Source organism: Pedobacter terrae, assembly GCF_036946585.1.
GTDB lineage: Bacteria > Bacteroidota > Bacteroidia > Sphingobacteriales > Sphingobacteriaceae > Pedobacter > Pedobacter terrae_C.
On sequence record NZ_JAQIIV010000019.1, the window covers coordinates 59923 to 78498 of the forward strand.

Annotated in this window: 18 protein-coding genes; 14 read left to right on the forward strand and 4 right to left on the reverse strand. The window is 38.9% G+C overall.

All coding sequences use genetic code 11. The features are described from left to right. Window positions 1–142 precede the first annotated feature (142 nt). The gene (gene tyrS / locus PGN18_RS19260) at window positions 143–1429 is read left to right on the forward strand and encodes a tyrosine--tRNA ligase (RefSeq protein WP_335321210.1); all 1287 of its coding nucleotides are present in this window, start codon (window positions 143–145) and stop codon (window positions 1427–1429) included. A gap of 404 nt (window positions 1430–1833) precedes the next feature. Here the strand turns inward: tyrS and PGN18_RS19265 are convergent, their stop codons facing one another. Beyond that, complete coding sequence (locus PGN18_RS19265) at window positions 1834–3033, reverse strand: GTP-binding protein (protein WP_335321211.1); 1200 nt, start codon at window positions 3031–3033, stop codon at window positions 1834–1836. An 86-nt stretch (window positions 3034–3119) separates the two neighbouring features. On the opposite strand from PGN18_RS19265, the gene PGN18_RS19270 reads away from it, so the two are divergent. The 8 genes from PGN18_RS19270 to PGN18_RS19305 are packed head-to-tail and all read left to right on the forward strand — an operon-like array spanning window position 3120 to window position 7308. Beyond that, entirely contained in the window at window positions 3120–3512 is a 393-nt protein-coding gene (locus PGN18_RS19270) for a MerC domain-containing protein (protein ID WP_335321212.1), read from the forward strand. A gap of 12 nt (window positions 3513–3524) precedes the next feature. Continuing rightward, window positions 3525–3683: a hypothetical protein gene (locus PGN18_RS19275; protein ID WP_335321213.1), complete on the forward strand. Its 159-nt coding sequence runs from the start codon at window positions 3525–3527 to the stop codon at window positions 3681–3683. Beyond that, the gene (locus PGN18_RS19280; protein WP_335321214.1) at window positions 3676–4302 is read left to right on the forward strand and encodes an ABC transporter ATP-binding protein; all 627 of its coding nucleotides are present in this window, start codon (window positions 3676–3678) and stop codon (window positions 4300–4302) included. The genes PGN18_RS19275 and PGN18_RS19280 overlap by 8 nt, the downstream gene beginning before the upstream one ends. Further along, a complete protein-coding gene (locus PGN18_RS19285) occupies window positions 4302–5516 on the forward strand; it encodes an ABC transporter permease (RefSeq protein WP_335321215.1) in 1215 nt (404 codons plus the stop codon). Before PGN18_RS19280 ends, PGN18_RS19285 begins: the two co-directional genes overlap by 1 nt. A gap of 3 nt (window positions 5517–5519) precedes the next feature. Then, complete coding sequence (locus PGN18_RS19290) at window positions 5520–5957, forward strand: hypothetical protein (protein ID WP_335321216.1); 438 nt, start codon at window positions 5520–5522, stop codon at window positions 5955–5957. 9 nt (window positions 5958–5966) lie between these two features. Next, the gene (locus tag PGN18_RS19295; protein ID WP_335321217.1) at window positions 5967–6404 is read left to right on the forward strand and encodes a hypothetical protein; all 438 of its coding nucleotides are present in this window, start codon (window positions 5967–5969) and stop codon (window positions 6402–6404) included. Beyond that, the gene (locus tag PGN18_RS19300; protein ID WP_335321218.1) at window positions 6401–6850 is read left to right on the forward strand and encodes a hypothetical protein; all 450 of its coding nucleotides are present in this window, start codon (window positions 6401–6403) and stop codon (window positions 6848–6850) included. Before PGN18_RS19295 ends, PGN18_RS19300 begins: the two co-directional genes overlap by 4 nt. 20 nt (window positions 6851–6870) lie before the next feature. Continuing rightward, the gene (locus tag PGN18_RS19305; RefSeq protein WP_147225985.1) at window positions 6871–7308 is read left to right on the forward strand and encodes a Fur family transcriptional regulator; all 438 of its coding nucleotides are present in this window, start codon (window positions 6871–6873) and stop codon (window positions 7306–7308) included. A gap of 3 nt (window positions 7309–7311) precedes the next feature. Here PGN18_RS19305 and PGN18_RS19310 read toward each other — a convergent pair whose 3' ends face one another. From PGN18_RS19310 to PGN18_RS19320, 3 genes are read right to left on the reverse strand one after another with little or no spacing between them, the layout of a single operon-like run. Continuing rightward, window positions 7312–8295 (reverse strand): LuxE/PaaK family acyltransferase, encoded by a 984-nt coding sequence (locus PGN18_RS19310; protein WP_335321219.1) that lies wholly within the window; start codon window positions 8293–8295, stop codon window positions 7312–7314. 19 nt (window positions 8296–8314) lie between these two features. Further along, a complete protein-coding gene (locus PGN18_RS19315; protein WP_335321220.1) occupies window positions 8315–8674 on the reverse strand; it encodes a hypothetical protein in 360 nt (119 codons plus the stop codon). 6 nt (window positions 8675–8680) lie between these two features. Further along, window positions 8681–11110 (reverse strand): penicillin acylase family protein, encoded by a 2430-nt coding sequence (locus tag PGN18_RS19320; RefSeq protein WP_335321221.1) that lies wholly within the window; start codon window positions 11108–11110, stop codon window positions 8681–8683. A 196-nt stretch (window positions 11111–11306) separates the two neighbouring features. Here PGN18_RS19320 and PGN18_RS19325 point away from each other — a divergent pair, with 196 nt between their 5' ends. The 5 genes from PGN18_RS19325 (at window position 11307) to PGN18_RS19345 (ending at window position 18555) form a co-directional block, all read left to right on the forward strand. Beyond that, complete coding sequence (locus tag PGN18_RS19325; protein WP_335321222.1) at window positions 11307–14216, forward strand: TonB-dependent receptor; 2910 nt, start codon at window positions 11307–11309, stop codon at window positions 14214–14216. 211 nt (window positions 14217–14427) lie between these two features. After that, window positions 14428–14637 (forward strand): helix-turn-helix transcriptional regulator, encoded by a 210-nt coding sequence (locus PGN18_RS19330; protein WP_335321223.1) that lies wholly within the window; start codon window positions 14428–14430, stop codon window positions 14635–14637. Continuing rightward, entirely contained in the window at window positions 14630–14965 is a 336-nt protein-coding gene (locus PGN18_RS19335; protein ID WP_335321224.1) for a HipA N-terminal domain-containing protein, read from the forward strand. The genes PGN18_RS19330 and PGN18_RS19335 overlap by 8 nt, the downstream gene beginning before the upstream one ends. After that, on the forward strand, window positions 14958–15893 hold the full coding sequence (locus PGN18_RS19340) for a HipA domain-containing protein (protein WP_335321225.1): 936 nt from the start codon (window positions 14958–14960) through the stop codon (window positions 15891–15893). The genes PGN18_RS19335 and PGN18_RS19340 overlap by 8 nt, the downstream gene beginning before the upstream one ends. A gap of 199 nt (window positions 15894–16092) precedes the next feature. Then, window positions 16093–18555, forward strand: coding sequence for a glycoside hydrolase family 31 protein (locus tag PGN18_RS19345; RefSeq protein ID WP_335321226.1), 2463 nt, complete (start codon window positions 16093–16095; stop codon window positions 18553–18555). Window positions 18556–18576 lie beyond the last annotated feature (21 nt).

Consider the following 18576-nt stretch of genomic DNA (forward strand, 5'->3'; position numbering starts at 1 on the left):
GTAAAGTGCAGATGGTAAAATATTGGCAAGGATGGCAAGCTGTAGAAATCATTTGCGATAACTCGTTTACAAAACCAACTAATTTGCTTTAAACTAAGCTAAAATTTTATCTTTGCACGCACATTATTAAAGTGTTTGTACAATGACGAATTTTGTTGAAGAGTTAAGATGGCGTGGCATGTTGCATGATATTATGCCGAATACAGAGGAAAAGTTAAACGAAGGTATGACATCTGGTTATATCGGTTTTGACCCTACTGCAGATTCGCTGCATGTTGGTCACTTAACACAGATCATGACACTGATTCATTTTCAAAATGCGGGTCACAAGCCGTTTGCTTTGGTTGGCGGTGCTACCGGTATGGTGGGTGATCCATCAGGAAAATCTGATGAACGTAATCTTCAGACCCCTGAAATGATTGAGCACAACCTGAAAGGAATGAAAAAGCAACTGGCTAAATTTTTAAAATTTGAGGAAGGCGGAAATGGCGCAGTGATGGTTAATAATGCTGATTGGTTTAAAGATATGAACCTCTTTACCTTTATCAGGGATGTAGGTAAACACATTACCGTAAACTACATGATGGCAAAGGATAGTGTAAAAAGACGTTTAGAGGGTGATTCCGGACTATCTTTCACTGAATTCTGTTACCAATTAATTCAAGGATACGATTTCTATCATTTATGGAAAAACGAGAACTGTGTGGTGCAGATGGGAGGCTCCGATCAATGGGGTAATATCGTTACCGGTACAGAGCTGATCAGAAGAAAAGATGGCGGAACCGCTTATGCCATTACTACACAATTGATCAAAAAGGCTGATGGAACTAAATTTGGTAAAACCGAAAGTGGTGCAGTTTGGCTTGATCCGGAGAAAACTTCTCCTTATAAATTTTACCAGTTTTGGTTAAATGCGTCAGACGACGATGTTAAAAAATGGATCCGGATTTTTACGCTGAAAAATAAAGAGGAAATAGAAGCTTTGGAAAAGGAACATGATGCGGCACCGCATTTGCGTATTCTTCAAAAAGCTTTAGCCGAAGATATTACGATCAAAACCCATTCAGCTGAAGCTTTGGAAACAGCTATTAAAACATCTGAGTTTTTATTTGGCAACGGATCACTAGCGTTTTTAAAAACATTAACTGAAAATCAGGTAATGGAAATGTTTGAGGGTATTCCACAATTTAATATCTCAAAAGCTGAGTTAGCTGAAGGGATTGATGCTGCTACTTTGCTCGCAGAAAAAGCCACCGTTTTTCCTTCTAAAGGTGAAACCAAGAAACTGATCCAGGGTGGGGGCGTTTCTATAAATAAAGAAAAAGTAGCTGATGCCATGCAGGTTTTTAACACACAGAACCTAATTAATAATAAATTTATTGTGGTGCAAAAAGGAAAGAAAAATTATTTTCTTTTAATCGCAGGGTAATATTTGCAAGCCCAATGAAGATCGTCATTTCATTGGGTTCAAATAATTTTATTCAATAAATTAATCCTCCCGATAGAGGATTCTTTATTATGATGCACCTGTTAAACTAGTGGCTAGTTTACAGGTGCGAATCAAATACGTGAAATTTATTAAAACATTTAAGGCATACATACCGCTTGAGGGGTAGCCATGGCATCATGGCCTTGAATATAAAATTTCTTGGTATCCGGTGGGTATCGGAATTTTTTGCATTTTTTATAGGGAGGGCAGTTTGGGCGTTAGATAATTCGTTAGGCAGTGTCATTATAAAAACGTTAATTTAGATAATAACATGTAATAAATAAATGGCAATAATATATTGTAAATAATATTGCTATATTCCTTTTTGGAATATACATTTTAAGTTAGATAACTTGGTCAAATGGATTTTTAAAACGCTTAGCTGCTATATAATCTACAATTTCACTGTCCTGTAGTAAACAAGTATTTAGCGATTTTTTTAATTCTTCACTATTCATTTCTTGTCCTATAAAAACAAGTTCATTTTTACGGTCTCCGAAATTATTGTCCCATTCTCTATCAATTTCATTTTTGTTTTCCGTGTAGTCTGCGTATTGTTCTCTTTCATGCTGTTGCATACTTGCCCACCATACCCCAGCCAAATCGATACGTAAAGAGCCGCCTGCTTGAGAGAAATTAATGGCCTGGTCGGGCATGGCAGCTAAATAGAAAATTCCCTTTGAACGGATAATGTTCTGTGGAAATTCTTTATTGAGATAATGCCATAATCTTTCAGGGTGAAAAGGTTTCCTGGAACGGAATACGGTCGAACTTATTCCATATTCTTCAGTTTCTGGTTGATGGACTTCTTCCAGTTCCTTTTTCCACCCAGCTCCATCAGATGCCGATTCGAAATCAAATAAACCGGTATTTAAGATTAAAGCTGGATCTATTTCGCCAAAAAGTGTTTGATAAATTTTTGCTGTTGGGTTAAGTTTTGAAATTAACGCCTTCAGTACTTTGAGATCGGTATCGCTTACCAGATCTGTTTTATTCAACAAAATTACATTTGCAAATTCAATCTGTTCGGTAAGTAGATTTACTATAGTGCGTTTATCTGCTATGTCATCAACCATGTTACGGTCGGTTAGTTTATCTGCCGAGCCAAAATCCTGATAAAAATTATAAGCATCAACAACGGTTACCATGGTATCTAAACAGCTAAATTTCCCCAGATCAATACCTGAAGCTTCATCGATAAAGGAAAAAGTTTGCGCTACCGGAATGGGCTCTGATATTCCGGTACTTTCAATCAGCAGGTAATCAAAACGGTTTTCTTTTGCCAATTTTTCTACCTCAATCATCAGGTCTTCACGCAGCGTACAGCAGATACAGCCGTTGCTCATTTCCACCAGTTTTTCATCTGTTTTTGATAAGGTATGCTGATTTTTAACCAAAGCTGCGTCAACGTTCACCTCACTCATATCATTTACGATAACGGCCACTTTCAGATCTTGCTTATTTCTCAATATGGCGTTAAGAAGCGTGGTTTTTCCGCTGCCTAAAAAACCGCTCAATACGGTTACGGGTAATTTTTTTATCATTTTAATGCAATTAAGTTGCAAATATAAGGCTGATTATTTTAAATGCAACATAATTGCTTTTATATTTGAGCACTAAATTTATTGGAATGAAACAACGGAGCTACAAAATTAATCTCGACCGAATAGGTATTACGGCCTCAACACTTTGCGCCATCCATTGTGCTGCATTGCCATTTTTAATTACCGTTTTGCCTTTATGGGGGATGGAATTTTTAGCTAATGAAGCAGTAGAAATTACCATGATTGCATTTTCATTAATCATTGGTATCTGGAGTTTAAGTGCTGCCTATCGCAAACAGCATCGCAGCATAATACCCATTCTAGTATTGGTTACTGGCTTTACCTGTATCGCTTTTGGGCATTTTTCGGGGATTGAATTCTTAGAACCCATCTTGATCCCTATTGGTGGCCTTACCATTGCGGCTGCCCATTATGTTAATTTACGAATGCTTAAAAGCTGTCCGTTAGGTCATCCATAATCAATTATACGAATGAAATATAAAATCTTATTTATCCCTGCATTGTTATTTATTTCGATGTTAAGCCCTGCCTGTAAACATGGTACAAATGATGGAATAGCACTCTACAGACGTTATGCCATAAAAAACCTGGTTATTAAAAAAAGGCAAAAAGCAATACGTCATGATTAGAATCAGTTCTTTAGTGCATATTTATGAGCAGGGGAGAAGTTTGAAATTTCCGGTTTGGGAAATTGGCGATATGGAACAGTGGCTTTTATTAGGTGCATCGGGTAGTGGCAAGAGCACACTTCTTAACATTGTTTCAGGTCTTTTAAAGCCGAGCCAGGGTGAAGTTCTAATTAATGGAACCGATTTATATTCTTTATCTGCACGGGAGCGCGACAGGTTCAGGGGTAGGCATGTCGGCATCATTTTTCAAAGGCCTCATCTGATCCGTTCTCTTGATGTGCTTGATAACCTTGAACTTGCAGCAGTAATGGCCGGTTTGGGTGTAGACCATGAGCGAAACCTTTCGCTTTTAGCTGATCTGGGTATTGGCGAGTTGGCTAAAAATTATCCTGACCAATTGAGTCAGGGTCAGTTGCAACGGGTTTCGGTAGCACGTGCATTGGTAAACAAGCCAGATCTCTTGATTGCAGATGAGCCAACCGCTAGTTTAGATGATGAAAATGCCAATCAGGTAATCAAGATGCTGACTACCCAGGCCAAAGATAACGGTGCCGCACTGATTATAGCGACACACGATGCAAGGGTTCGGGATCACCTTACTAAAACTTATCTTCTCTAATGAATATCCTTAAAATAAGTAGCAAAAACCTTGTCCGGAATAAGTTAACTACCATTCTTAATATTATTTTAGTTGCCTTTGGTGTAGGCATCCTTTCAGTTCTTTTCCTGGCTTCTACACAGATCAATAATAAACTGGAAAATAATGCGAAGGATATCGATCTGGTTGTGGGCGCAAAAGGGAGTCCACTTCAGTTGATATTGAGCAGTGTTTACCATATTGATAACCCAACGGGCAATATTCCGGCTAAAGATGCATACCAATTAATGCATAACCCTATGGTTAAAAGAGCCGTTCCATTGGCTTTGGGCGACAATTATAGCGGTTACCGCATCGTGGGCACTGATAGTTCTTTTACAAATCTTTATAATTTATCAGTCCAAGAGGGGAGTTTTTGGCATAAAGATTTAGAGGTAACGATTGGCAGCCATGTTGCACTAACATCAGGTCTTAAAATTGGCGATTCCTTTTTTGGGGCACATGGTTTAACAGGTAGCGGAGATGTTCATAAACAACATGCTTACCAGGTTAAGGGAATATTAAAACCGAAGGGGAACATTACCGATAATCTGATCCTTACTAATATTGGCAGTGTGTACAAAATGCATGAGGAAAAGCATGCTGAAAATCATAACCATGCCTCAGCAGGTGAAGCCAAAGAAATCAATGATAAACAAATTACCGCATTATTGATCCAGTATAAATCTCCAATGTCAGTAATTGTTTTCCCAAGGATGGTTAACCAGAGTACCAATATGCAGGCTGCTTCTCCGGCAATGGAAAGTGCAAGATTGTTTTCGCTTATTGGTGTTGGAATTGATACCCTAAAATGGTTTGCCGTTTTTATAATGGGAGTTGCCGCATTAAGTATTTTCATCAGCCTTTATAATGCGATGAAAGAACGAAAATACGATCTGGCGATTATGCGTTGTTTAGGTGCATCAAAATTTAAGCTATTTTTTTTGGTCGTGTTTGAAGGAGTTTTGGTGACATTTATCGGTACCTGTTTGGGATTGTTAATCGGTCATGCAGTGCTGGAGGTAATTGGGATGTATCAGGAAACTTCTCAGGCCAAATTAACAGGGCTTACTGCTTTTCCGCAAGAGATATATTTAATCTGGATCGGACTGTTCATTGGTGCTTTGGCCTCGGTTATTCCGGCCATGCAGATTTACAAAGTTGATATTGCTGCAACATTAACGAAAGACCGTTAAGTGATGAAGAATTTGGTTTTTTTAGTTTTCTTATGTTTAGGTTGCCAGGTATTGGCTGCGCAGGTTAAGGTACATACCGACATGCGCACGCCAACCTGGAATTTAATTGGGTTGAGGTATGATGCCGAAATTGCACCCCGCAAATGGGGAAGTATTTTTCCGCCAGCATTAAAAGCATTAAACAATAAGATAATAGAACTGCCCGGTTACATCATCCCAACGAAGGTTGGGTCGAAATTTCACGAATTCATGTTCTCTATTGTGCCCATAGCATCTTGTCCTTATTGCGGAGCAGGAGATATTCCATCAATGGTACAGGTAAAAATGTTAAATGCGATTCCCATTACAGAAAAACCCATCAAACTTAGGGGAATTTTCATCATTAACGATTCAGGTGATGGTAGAAGTGAATTTTTTCTCTTAAATGCAAAACAGTTATAATCTCAATAGATGATGAAGAAATATATGCTGGCACTTTTGGTTTTAATTTCCATGACTACAGTTGCCCAGGTATCTGTTCATAGCGAAACGCGCACCGCCAGCTGGAACCTTATTGGTTTAAAATACGATAAGCAGGTAAAGCCACTGGTTTGGCAGGCAGTATTTCCACCTGCACTAAAGGGCATACATAATAAGGTAATTGAACTTCCGGGATATATTATTCCCACCAAAGTTGGTAATAGTTTTAATGAATTTATGTTTTCTATGGTGCCGGTTGCCTCCTGCCCATATTGCGGTACTGGCGATATTCCATCAATGATTGAAGTAAAGACTTTAAAACCCATCAATTGGACAGAAGCACCCATTACACTTCGTGGAAAATTTATAATCAATGATTCTGGCGATAGCCGATCTATCTTTTTTCTTTTAGATGCAGTAAAAAAATGAAATATTTATGCGTTATTTTCCTTCTGTTTTCAGTTTGTAGGGCTACAGCACAGACGCAAAAACATAGCCCAAAAGATCAGTTGCGATCTTTAAACTGGGATGTAATTGCCTCGGTAAAGTTTGAACTGACTGATAAGAACGAACTCTTGCCTATTTTTACAGAAACCATCAGGCGTTTTGAAAACAGGAAATTTGATTTAACTGGTTACCTGATCCCTATAAAAAGCGGACAGAAGCAGCAGAAATTTCTTTTGGCCACTTTGCCCATCAATCAATGTTATTTTTGCGGACAAAATGGTATCCCGGTGATGATTATGATTGAGATGGCGAATGCGGTTCCTTATTCTGAAAAGCCCATTCACGTACAAGGGATTTTAAAATTAGAAGAAAAGGATGCGAGCTATAAGCCACCAATAACTATCAAAAATGCCAAACTCATTGATTAATTGCTTATTTTTGTATTGCTATGGAAGATAATACCGCACGTTTTGAAAAACTTTTGGTTAAGAATGGACTAAAAAGAACGGCCCCGCGTTTGCAGGTACTGGAAATTTTGAGTGGAAGGGACTCTGCAACATCTCAACCTTACTTAGAGCAGGTAATGGGAAAGGATGCAGACCGCGTTACCCTGTACCGGGTTTTACAGGCTTTCGAAGAGAAAGGGATTATTCATAAAGTTTTAGACCAGCAGGGAACGGCCAATTATGCCATCTGTTCTGATGGTTGCAGTGCGCATGAGCATCATGATGAGCATGTGCATTTTAACTGTGATAACTGCCATAAAATTTACTGTTTAGATACCGTTAAAATTCCGGCGTTAAAAGTTCCTGCGGGATTTAAAGTAGATCGGCTTAATCTGATTGCTACAGGTTTGTGCGCCAGTTGCTCCGATAAAGTAAATTGAAAACTATTGTACCAAAAGATTACATCCCCTGATATCAGAATGATCAAACCGTCCCAGTACTTCAAAACTTTGATCGGGATTGATTTTGCCCAGATCCTGGGTGGCTATAAATGAACATGAATTGATATTAGCCAGGTCGATTACATTGATGCCGCCGGTCCTGCCAGGTTCAATTAAACTTAAAGGATCATTGGTATCACGAATTAAAATCCGCATCCAGCCAGGGCAGTTGAAAATACCATCACCCAAAGAATAGGCTTGAGAAAGCAGCTCGGTCATTCCATATTCGCTATGAATGGTTTTTACGCCAAATCCTTTGGTCAACTGCTCATGAAGTTCCTCACGTACCATTTCTTTACGTTTTCCCTTCATTCCGCCCGTTTCCATTACAATGAGCTCGGGAAAGTGGATATCGTATTGTTCTATAAAATCGAGCAGCGCATAGGTTACGCCAATTAACACTGTTTTCTGTTTTTTTGATTTCAGATCGAGCAGTGTCTGAAGCAAGTTTTCATGATTATACAAAAAGTAACCGCTTTGCGGGTGACCGCTCTTTTCGATCAGATCGTTTACCATGTAAATTAATGATGACCCCGACCTTTGCTGATAGGAAGGTAACAATGCCAAAAAGCAATATTCAGATACATCTTCATAAAACTGCGCAAAAGCCTGTAGGTAACTTTGTTCATATAACTTAACATCAGTTACATGGTGACTGCTTTGGGTCGTACCTGTTGTGCCCGAACTGCTGAAGGTAATTTCTATTGGTTCATGACTGCTCAGAACAGCATGGCTTTTAAAAAAGCTAATGGGCAAAAAAGGAATCTTTGAAATTTCGGTTACCTCATCGGCATTAACACCCAGGTGAAAGATATATTCGCGGTAAACATTGCAATTTTGGGCCTGTAGCTTAAAAATATTTAAAGCAAGGGTATTAAATGTTTTACTGTCTTTTACAGAGAAAATCTCTTTAGCGGTTAAATTCACAAGGCAAAAGTACAAAGCATTATGCTATTTTCTCGTCAGTTTTTTTAGCCAGCATTGCCATGCGGAACTGATAGCCACAATAACCACTAATTCCGGCCACCAAGCCACTTAAAATGCCTGTAGCTAATAACAGTGCCCACCACATTTTTATACCCGTCATCACGGCTACACGGCCGGCGAGTACATTATCGTTAGGCAGGCTTTTGAATAAGGCATAGCCGATCCAAAGTAAAAAAATAGCAAAAAATGATTGCCAGAAGGCTATTTTTCCTGTTTTGCCAATTATACCGCAGGTAGCAAAAGAAATGACGATGATGACCCACCAGGGGGCAATCATTTGTAATAGAAAACAGATAACTAATATAACGATGAAAACCATTTTAGCCTATTTAGAAATTTTTAAACGAGAAATAACCTTGCCCGATGTATCATCAGGACTTTGCATATAAAACAGATCGTACAATTTACCATTTGCCCAGGTATCGATCATATTATCATAAAATTTGCTTCCGGGATTACCCGATTGGCCACCCGGATAAACGCCGTGTCCTTTTGGTGTTTTGCCCAGCTCAATTACCATCCGCCAAGACGGTCCATTGGTTTCGCTCAAAGCATTGATGGTGCTTTTGGCGCCACCAATCTGTAAAACCTTCGAACCGAACCCAGGTATTTTGGCAAGATGCGGTACATTGGTCTGTTTTACATTTGCCCAGGCCCAGTCTTTGTTTATGGGGCCAAAGCGCCTTTCCAAACTATCGCAGCTATATTTAAAAGCTTCGTTAACCAGATCGGATAACGTTTCTTTTTTGCTGGTGTTGACGTTATCGTACCAGGCTGCATCGGGCTCTTTTAAGATCATCTCCACCGTACGGTCTCTTGACGGGTAACGCATCGGGATGCCCTTCACTTCAAATTCATCAGCCCAAATATTATGCGATAAGCGCTTGGTCCATATTTCGAACACACTGGCAGCAATTTCGTGTGCATCATAACGTTTGTTCCATTTGCGCAGGTATGCTAAAGCTTCCTTTTGTGTGGCATTTAGCTGTTCATTGTTCAATAATGGCAATAAAGCCGGAACCAGGTTTTGTGCCATGATGCTATAGTTGTCGGTCTGCATCAATCGGATACTGTCTAAAGTAGCCTTATTCATTACCGATAAGCGATCGTTGATGCGTTTGCCCCGCTCATAGGGTGCAAATTCCCAGTTAATGTAGTATGGGTAAGTGGTATCGGTAGAAGACTGGTTGGCCGAACTCACAAATCCACGCGGTGGATTTTTAACCGTCGGATTCTGTGCATTTGGGATCCAGCCCTGCCAATCGTAAGCAGGATCGGTACCATCCAGTATAAATTTACCCTGATCTTTCCATTTTAAAGGAAACCTACCGTTTGGTGTAATGGCGATATCATTATCAACACTGGCAAAAACGAAGTTTTGTGCAGGGGCCGTGTAAAAAGTTAAAGCCTTACGGTAATCATTATAGTTTTTACCCCGGTTAAGGTAATAAAAAGTCATGAGTTCATTTGACTCATCATGTGCGATCCATCTAAGTGCATCGCCAACAGGTATATTATCAGCCCTGCCATATTTTGGTTTCTGGAAATACACTACCGGGCCGTGATGCGTATAGTAAACGGTATCTACTTCATCTTTTCCGCCACGTATTTTAATGGTCTCCAGCCTTTTTGTTGTGGCTTTCCAGGCATTGTTATACCAATATTCATGATGGGTAGAATCTTTAAATTTGATCTGATAAAAATCGAGTACATCAGCAGCCACATTGGTTACGCCCCAGGCTATTTTCTGGTTAAAGCCAATAATTACCCCCGGTGCACCAGGTAAAGAAACGCCATAGGTGTTTACGCCAGGTGCATGTAGCTGAATTTGGTACCAGATTGATGGAAGTGTTAAATCTAAATGGGGGTCGTTGGCTAAGATCGGATATCCTGATGCCGTTTTAGTACCAGATAATGCCCAGTTATTACTGCCAATGCCTTCTACTTTTTGAGTTGTTTTAACCTCACCAGTTTGAGCTTGTGTAAAGCTTTCTGGTGTTTTAGGTATGGGTAATGGTGAGAAATTCCATTTTGTGCCAACAGGTATAATGGGATCTTCGCGGAAAGGATAATCAGGAAAGAGATTTTTAGTCACCTCCGGACCGAATTTTTTCAGGATATTGGTCATGTAAAATTCATCCGAGCCCATGGCCAATACTGCCGACATTTGTTTTAGCAGTAATGCACATTTTACAGGTGTCCAATTTTCAGGTTTAAAGTCTAGAATTTTATACTCTAAAGGATAATTGGCTTTAGAAAGTGTTTTGATGTAGGCATTAATCCCTTCAGTATAGGCTAAGATCATTTCTTTTGCCTTAGGATCGGCCATCATCCCCTTTAAGGAGTTTTCTGCGCCATAAACCATGCCCATCCGGCGTTGATACCGGTCTACCTCTATCGCTTTATCGCCCACCACTTCACTAATCCTTCCGGCCGCAAAACGGGTCTGAAAATCCATTTGCCAAAGGCGGTGCATAGCCGTTACGTAGCCTTGTGCTAAATACAGATCGTGATCATTCTGTGCAAAAATATGCGGAATCATGCGGTCGTCAAAAACGATTTCAATTTTATCGATTGCCCCTTTTATTTTTGCCTTATGGTTAAACATGAAGTGATTATTCTCTGCATTTTGCCAGAAACCCATAAAAGGATTTAGAAATTTTAATAATGGTGGCGTATTGCCTAATTTCGTATTAAATAAAAAAGCTAATGCGATCGGAATGACGATGCAGAACAGGGCTTTAATTTTATTCATAATGGCTAGCTAACAAGTCTTTCGCTAAGATAGGGCAAAATGACGATTTATGTCTAATGCAAAATACAACAAACTGTATATCAATCAAAATTATAATTTGTTTTGAAATTATTATGCTTACATAATTTGTTTAATTCAAAAAAAGAAATTAAGTTTATATAACTAATAATACAAATAACCAAATTAACAATCGCTTATGAGCAGAATTTTTACAAAGATCTTCTATGTGCTATTATTTGTGTTTGCTGGTGATATGGCTGCACGTGCACAAAATATTACGGTGAGCGGAACCGTAAAAGACATGCAATCCAAAGAAGGACTGGCTGGGGTTAGTTTAACCATTAAAGGCCAATCTGGTGGTACGGCATCCACAGCCAATGGAAGTTTTAGCTTTACTACAACGGCAAAAGTGCCATTTATTTTAGTGGCATCTTATGTAGGTTATGGTACGGTAGAGCAGCAGATTACCGGAAGTACTGCAGGTATTAATATCGAAATGGAAACAGCAGTTGTATTGGGAGGTGATGTGGTGGTTTCTGCTTCGCGTACACCCGAACGTATTTTAGAATCGCCGGTTTCCATCGAGCGGATGAGTGCTGCCACCATTAGGGAAATTGCTGCGCCATCCTTTTACGATGCGCTGAACAATATGAAAGGGGTAGAAAGCAGCATGCAGAGTTTAACTTTCAAGTCGATTAATACCCGTGGTTTTAATTCAAATGGTAATACTCGTTTTAACCAATATATTGATGGAATGGATAATCAGGCCCCAGGACTAAATTTCTCCGTAGGAAACATCGTAGGGATTACCGAACTTGATGTAGATAATGTGGAACTTTTACCGGGTGCCTCTTCAGCTCTTTATGGCGCGGGGGGTATCAGTGGTACTTTATTAATGACTTCAAAAGATCCATTTAAATATCCTGGCGCTAGTTTTCAATACAAAACAGGCGTTAACCATGTTAACGATAACAATAGTACTGTACAACCTTTTAATCAATTGGATGTGCGTATGGCAAAATCATGGAACAATAGATTTGGAGTAAAAGCAGCATTTTCATTCCTGCAGGCCAAAGATTGGTTTGGAAATAATTATTCAAATTTCGACCGTATTGCCAGAACGGCAAAGGCTGGCGATCGTAACAGCGATACCAATTACGACGGAATAAATGTTTATGGAGATGAGGTAAGCCAGAATATGCGAAATGTGGCGCTAAGCGTTCAGAATGCAACAATATCAGGTATTAACGCAGGTTCGGGTGGTTTGATTCCCAATATTAAAGCAGCTATGGACGGCGCTTTCGGAGCAGCTATTCCAAATGCGGCGCAACAAGCTGGTTTTCTTGCAGGTTTGCCTGCAGCGTTACGTCCGGCAGTTCAAAATTATCTACCGTTTTATGTAGGTTTAAAGGCTAATTTGATTCCTGATCAAAATGTATCCAGAACGGGTTACAACGAAGAAAATCTGGTTGATTACAATACCAAATCATTAAAAGCTTCAGGCGCATTATATTACAATATCAGTAATACAGTACAGGCTGTAGCACAGGCCAATTGGGGCACAGGAACATCGGTTTATACCGGCTCTGATCGTTACTCATTGCGTAATTTTAATATTGGTCAGTATAAATTAGAACTAAAAGGTGAAGATTTCTTTGTTAAAGCATACACTACTCAGGAGCGCTCGGGCGATTCATATATTTCATCTATTTTAGGGAGTTATGTTAATGAACTTTCCAAACCATCCACAACTTGGTTTCCCCAGTACATTGGTAATTATGTAGGTGCCAGGGCTGCCGGTCAGAGCGATGCTGCAGCACATGCTTTAGCCAGAACTGCCGCTAACCAGGGTCGTTTTGAGCCGGGTTCACCACAGTTTAATCAGGCGAAAGATCGGATTATGAATACCACTATCAGTGCTTCTGATCCATCAAAAGGCATTTATGGAGCAAAATTCGATGATAAATCAAATCTGTATCACTACGAAGGAATGTACAACTTTACCAATCTTTTTGATCAAGTGGTCGAGTTTCAGGTTGGTGCTTCTTATCGTCTTTATGACTTAAATTCTGCCGGAACCATTTTTAACGATTTGACTAACTCAATTGATATTAAAGAATACGGTGCTTTTGGACAAATTGGTAAAAAACTTTTTAACGATAAGGTTAAATTTACTTTTGCCGGCCGTTATGATAAAAGCCAGAACTTTGAAGGCCGTTTTACACCGAGGATAACCGGGGTATTTACGGTTGCCAAAAATAACAACATCAGGGTTTCTTACCAAACGGGCTACCGTAACCCAACCACACAAAACCAATATATAGATCTATCTGTTGGTGGTGGTTCGCAACGCCTTATTGGTGGTTTGCCAGAAATCATCTTCGACAAATATCACTTAGATACCAACAAACCTTATACTGATGTGAGCTACCGTGCATTTCTGGCATCGGCTGCGGCTACAGGTACACCAAATCCGGCGCTTTTGCAACAATATAATTTTGATGCCAAAGGTGTACGTCCTGAAAGTGTACAATCTTATGAGCTAGGTTATAAAGGTTTGATTTTGCCTAATTTATTAATTGATGCTTATGGCTATTACAATATTTATAAAGACTTTATTACTGCTGTTGATGTTTACCAGAACGTAAATGGAAGTTTTGTAAAATTCGGTGTTCCGGTAAATGCAGAGGGTGAAGTAACTTCTTATGGTGCGGCGCTAGGCCTTGATTACCTGGTAGGCAAATGGAATATGAGTGGTAATGTTTCCTATAATCAGATTGGAGATTTGCCAGTTAATTATATTAATGATTTCAATACCCCTAAAATCCGCTATAACCTGGGCTTGGCTAATAAAGAGATCATCAAAAACTTTGGTTTTAACGTTTCTTACCGTTGGCAAGATCAATTTTACTGGAATTCATCTTTTGCTTCTGGCCAGGTGCCTGCCTACAGTTCTTTAGATGCTCAGGTGAGTTTAAGAATCCCTTCAGTACAATCAGTGGTTAAATTAGGAGGTTCTAATGTATTGAATAAATACTATATCACTTCTTATGGTAATCCTATGGCAGGTGCCATCTACTATGTTGGATTGACTTTTAATCCATAGTAAATACTCATTGAATTTTGAGCAGCCCGTTGTATATTGATACAATGGGCTTTTTTATGTTTTGAATTTAATTTTGTTTGGATCTGAAAGCTTGTTTTGATAATTTAAATTATATCCTTTCGGATATAATTTTGGGTGTATCTCTTGTTTTTATATCCGATCGTATATAATTTAATTAAAAATCCTATATTTATATCCGATAGGATATAATATGAAAACAATAAAGGCTTTTGTAAAAGCGAAACGAAAAGAATTGGGTTTAACCCAGGAAGATTTAGCTTTAAACGCAGGTGTTGGATTAAATTTTGTTCGTGACTTAGAGCAAGGCAAGAAAACCCTTCGTTTAGATAAAGTAAACGAAGTATTAGCCTTGTTTGGTAAGCAAGTTGGTGTGGTTAATCGAATTGATGAGAATGGTTAGAAAAGCAAAAATATATTATCAAGATCATCTGGCTGGAATTCTTTCAGAAACAGATGACGGATACATATTTCAATATAATCTGAAATATTTGAAGAATGAAAATGCCTCAGCAATTAGCTTGACTTTGCCGCTTTCTGAACATGCATACCATAACAAGGTATTATTTCCTTTTTTTGACGGGCTGATACCAGAGGGATGGTTGTTAGATATTGGTGAAAAATATTGGAAACTTAATCCGAAAGATCGCTTCGAGCTGTTGATAAATTTATGTAGGGATACAATAGGAGCGGTTTCTGTATATCCAATGGAGGTGGAAGAAAATGGCTAATTGTTTGTTTTGCTATCAATCCCTGGAAACAGGGGAATACCATGCTGCTTGCTCAAAAACGTTTTTTGGAACAGCCGAAGTGCCTAAATTGGAACTAGATAAAGAAAAGTTAAATCAATTAGCTCAATTGACTGTAAATGAAAGATTGGCAATTACAGGGGTTCAACCTAAAATATCATTGAGTTTAACAGGGGAAAAAGCTAACAGGCGATTAACTTTGGTAGGGCTATGGGGTGATTTTATATTGAAACCACAATCAACAGATTTTAAATTTATGCCAGAAGTAGAAGATCTGACGATGCACCTGGCCAGACTTTTTAAAATTGAAACTGTTCAACATGCTTTAATTAAAACTTCAACGAATGAACTTGCTTATATCACCAAAAGGTTTGACCGTGTTAAGGGTACGAAAGTTCATGTAGAAGATTTGTGCCAGCTTTCTGAATTATTAACCGAACAAAAATATAAAAGTTCTTATGAGCGTGTAGGAAAGGTCATTAAACATTACGCTTCAAACTCAGGACTGGATGTAATTAAATTTTTTCGATTAGTGCTATTTTCATTTTTAACAGGAAATAATGATATGCATCTTAAAAACTTTTCCCTGCTGCATACTAATAGGGGGATTCTGTTTTCGCCAGCTTATGATTTACTGAACGTTAATTTGATTTACCCAAAAGATCAAGAAGATTTAGCCTTAACCTTAGGAGGAAGAAAGCGGAAAATAAAAAGAGCTGACTTTGACCAATTTACGGCTAGTTTAGGGATTGCAGATAAGGTTAGAGACAACATCTATAAAGAATTCTCAAAGCAAGCTGATCATGTTAAAGACTTGATCGAAAAGAGTTTTTTAACACAAGCGTATAAACAGGATTATTTGAAAATATTTCAAAATAAGATGAGACAGATAAGGCTTTATAATGGTTAAACTACATTCTAGTTAGTTTAAAATTTAATTGTTTACGCTCTACGCAAGTCGGAGAAAGATTGCCTTAGTGTAAATAATACACTTTAATCAACAGGCCTTGAAAAAAAGCTTGATCCCTTTTAATAAAATATTTGTATTATAGTACTTTCTTAAATAAATTCAGTTTAAGAACTGTTTATTCGATTATAGATACAAAAGGATGGAAGCGCAAAACGATAAAAGCAACGAAACAAATGATTTGATTGATAAGGAGCAGGAAATACAGCACCTGAACAATCCGGTAGATATATCTGTAAAACCTATCGTTAAACAATACCTTGGTGAAGTAAAGAAAGTTAAGAAAGAAGGTAATCGTTTTTATTTCTCTGATGGTGATGCAAGAGTAGAAATTCGGGTGGTAAGCGATGAAATTATTAGGGTACGCCTGGCGCCACATGGTGTTTTTCTTGATGATTTCTCTTACGCAGTACCTGAGGTAGACCAAAAAGTTTCGGTATTTAAAATGCAGGAACATGATGATCATTATACCGTTTCTACCCATTCGGTTACCTGTAAAATAGAAAAAGCAAATTTCCATATTTCTTTCCACGATAATATTACCAATGTGATGATGGTTGATGAAGCCAACTCTATGCATTGGGAAGAAAATGTAGATTTTGGCGGTTATTATATCTATGCAACTAAAAAATGTCACCCCGAAGAAAATTTCTTTGGTTTGGGTGATAAATCGGGTAATTTCAACCTGCGTGGCAGGCGGTTTGAAAACTGGAATACCGATGCCTATTCTTATGGCTGGAACCAGGATCCCTTGTACCGTACTATACCATTTTATATTGGTTTACATAACCAGGCCGCATATGGTATTTTCTTCGACAACACTTTTAAATCATACTTCGATTTTGGTTCAGAAGATGTAAATAAAACCAGTTTCTGGGCCGATGGTGGTGAATTACAATATTACTATATTCACGGCCCTCATATCATGGATGTGGTTAAACGTTACGCTACTTTAACAGGTACGCACCCTATGCCACCAAAATGGACGCTGGGCTATCAGCAGTGCCGCTGGAGTTATTATCCGGAGACTAAGGTTAAAGAGATAGCCAGGCAGTTTAGGGAACGTAAAATTCCTTGCGATGCCATTTACCTGGATATTGATTACATGGATGGTTATCGCTGTTTTACCTGGAATAAAAAGTACTTTCCAGATCCGCCTAGAATGATCAAAGAACTTTCGGATGATGGTTTTAAAACCGTGGTAATGATCGATCCTGGAATTAAGGTAGACGATGACTACTGGGTATTTAAAGAAGGTAAAGAGAAAAGATTTTTCTGTCGCCGTAGCGACGATTATTATATGGAAGGGCATGTTTGGCCTGGCCGTTGCCAGTTTCCTGATTTTACCAATCCAAAGGTACGTACTTGGTGGGGTAATTTATACAAAGAGCTGGTAGATATGGGCGTTGCCGGTTTCTGGAATGATATGAATGAGCCGGCGGTGTTTGGTTCAGGTACCTTCCCGAATGATGTACGCCACAATTACGATGGCTACCGTGGCTCGCACCGCAAAGCGCACAACGTTTACGGTATGCAAATGGTGCGCTCTACTTATGAAGGGCTTAAAAAGCTGATGCGCAACAAACGCCCATTTACCATTACAAGAGCCGGGTATTCGGGTATGCAGCGTTACGCAAGTGTGTGGACCGGCGACAATATTGCCACCTGGGAACACTTAAAGATCGGAAATATTCAGTGCCAGCGTTTATCCGTTTCTGGCGTACCTTTCTGCGGAACGGATATCGGTGGATTTAGTGGAGAGCCTGATGGCGAACTATTTACCCGTTGGATTCAGCTGGGTACTTTCTCCCCGTTTATGAGGGCGCACTCTGCTGGTGATACGGCCGAGCGGGAGCCCTGGAGCTTTGGCGAGTTTTTCGAAAATATTAACCGCAAGTTTATCGAGTTAAGGTACCGTTTAATGCCTTATTTGTATTCGGTATTCTGGGAGCATCACCGTTATGGTTTTCCAATTTTAAGGCCGTTGGTGATGCTTGAGCAGGAAAACATCAGCAACAGCTTCCGTCAGGATGAGTTTTGCTATGGCGACAAACTTTTGATCTGCCCAGTATTGGAACAGGGAGCTATTTCGCGTAAAGTTTACCTGCCTAAAGGTAGCTGGTATAATTTCTGGACGAATGAAACTTTAGAAGGCGGCAACGAATATACTGTTGATGCCAAGATAGACAGCATGCCGATATTTGTACGCGCCGGTTCAGTTTTGCCGGAATATCCGGTAATGCAATATGTAGATGAAAAATCGATTACAGAGGTGATTTTGAACATCTATCATAGTGATTATGAGGTAAATTCATACATGTACGAAGATCATGGTGATACTTTTGCTTACGAACAGGATATTTACCTCGAAAAGAAGTTTACCGTAAAAGGTGATACCCAAGCCATAAAGATAAACCAACGTATTGAAGGCTTGTATACGCCCAATTATGAATTTTATGTTTGCAATATCATTGGTTTGAAATTCCAGGTGAAAAAAATTATTATAGATAATAAAGAAGTTACCGATTTTTATACCGATGACCAGCAAGTACTGCATTTTAAATGCAATAAAAATTTCTCTGAAATACAGATTTTAAGTCTGTAAATCTTTTAGCCCCAAATGTTG

Excerpts from the sequence above, each read along its gene's own strand:
- PGN18_RS19320 (WP_335321221.1), bottom strand. The coding sequence starts at position 11,110 with ATGAATAAAATTAAAGCCCTGTTCTGCATCGTCATTCCGATCGCATTA.
- PGN18_RS19330 (WP_335321223.1), top strand. The coding sequence starts at position 14,428 with ATGAAAACAATAAAGGCTTTTGTAAAAGCGAAACGAAAAGAATTGGGT.
- PGN18_RS19305 (WP_147225985.1), top strand. The coding sequence starts at position 6,871 with ATGGAAGATAATACCGCACGTTTTGAAAAACTTTTGGTTAAGAATGGA.
- PGN18_RS19280 (WP_335321214.1), top strand. The coding sequence starts at position 3,676 with ATGATTAGAATCAGTTCTTTAGTGCATATTTATGAGCAGGGGAGAAGT.
- PGN18_RS19345 (WP_335321226.1), top strand. The coding sequence starts at position 16,093 with ATGGAAGCGCAAAACGATAAAAGCAACGAAACAAATGATTTGATTGAT.
- PGN18_RS19300 (WP_335321218.1), top strand. The coding sequence starts at position 6,401 with ATGAAATATTTATGCGTTATTTTCCTTCTGTTTTCAGTTTGTAGGGCT.
- PGN18_RS19335 (WP_335321224.1), top strand. The coding sequence starts at position 14,630 with ATGGTTAGAAAAGCAAAAATATATTATCAAGATCATCTGGCTGGAATT.
- PGN18_RS19270 (WP_335321212.1), top strand. The coding sequence starts at position 3,120 with ATGAAACAACGGAGCTACAAAATTAATCTCGACCGAATAGGTATTACG.
- PGN18_RS19285 (WP_335321215.1), top strand. The coding sequence starts at position 4,302 with ATGAATATCCTTAAAATAAGTAGCAAAAACCTTGTCCGGAATAAGTTA.
- PGN18_RS19295 (WP_335321217.1), top strand. The coding sequence starts at position 5,967 with ATGATGAAGAAATATATGCTGGCACTTTTGGTTTTAATTTCCATGACT.
- PGN18_RS19265 (WP_335321211.1), bottom strand. The coding sequence starts at position 3,033 with ATGATAAAAAAATTACCCGTAACCGTATTGAGCGGTTTTTTAGGCAGC.
- tyrS (WP_335321210.1), top strand. The coding sequence starts at position 143 with ATGACGAATTTTGTTGAAGAGTTAAGATGGCGTGGCATGTTGCATGAT.
- PGN18_RS19340 (WP_335321225.1), top strand. The coding sequence starts at position 14,958 with ATGGCTAATTGTTTGTTTTGCTATCAATCCCTGGAAACAGGGGAATAC.
- PGN18_RS19315 (WP_335321220.1), bottom strand. The coding sequence starts at position 8,674 with ATGGTTTTCATCGTTATATTAGTTATCTGTTTTCTATTACAAATGATT.
- PGN18_RS19275 (WP_335321213.1), top strand. The coding sequence starts at position 3,525 with ATGAAATATAAAATCTTATTTATCCCTGCATTGTTATTTATTTCGATG.
- PGN18_RS19325 (WP_335321222.1), top strand. The coding sequence starts at position 11,307 with ATGAGCAGAATTTTTACAAAGATCTTCTATGTGCTATTATTTGTGTTT.
- PGN18_RS19290 (WP_335321216.1), top strand. The coding sequence starts at position 5,520 with ATGAAGAATTTGGTTTTTTTAGTTTTCTTATGTTTAGGTTGCCAGGTA.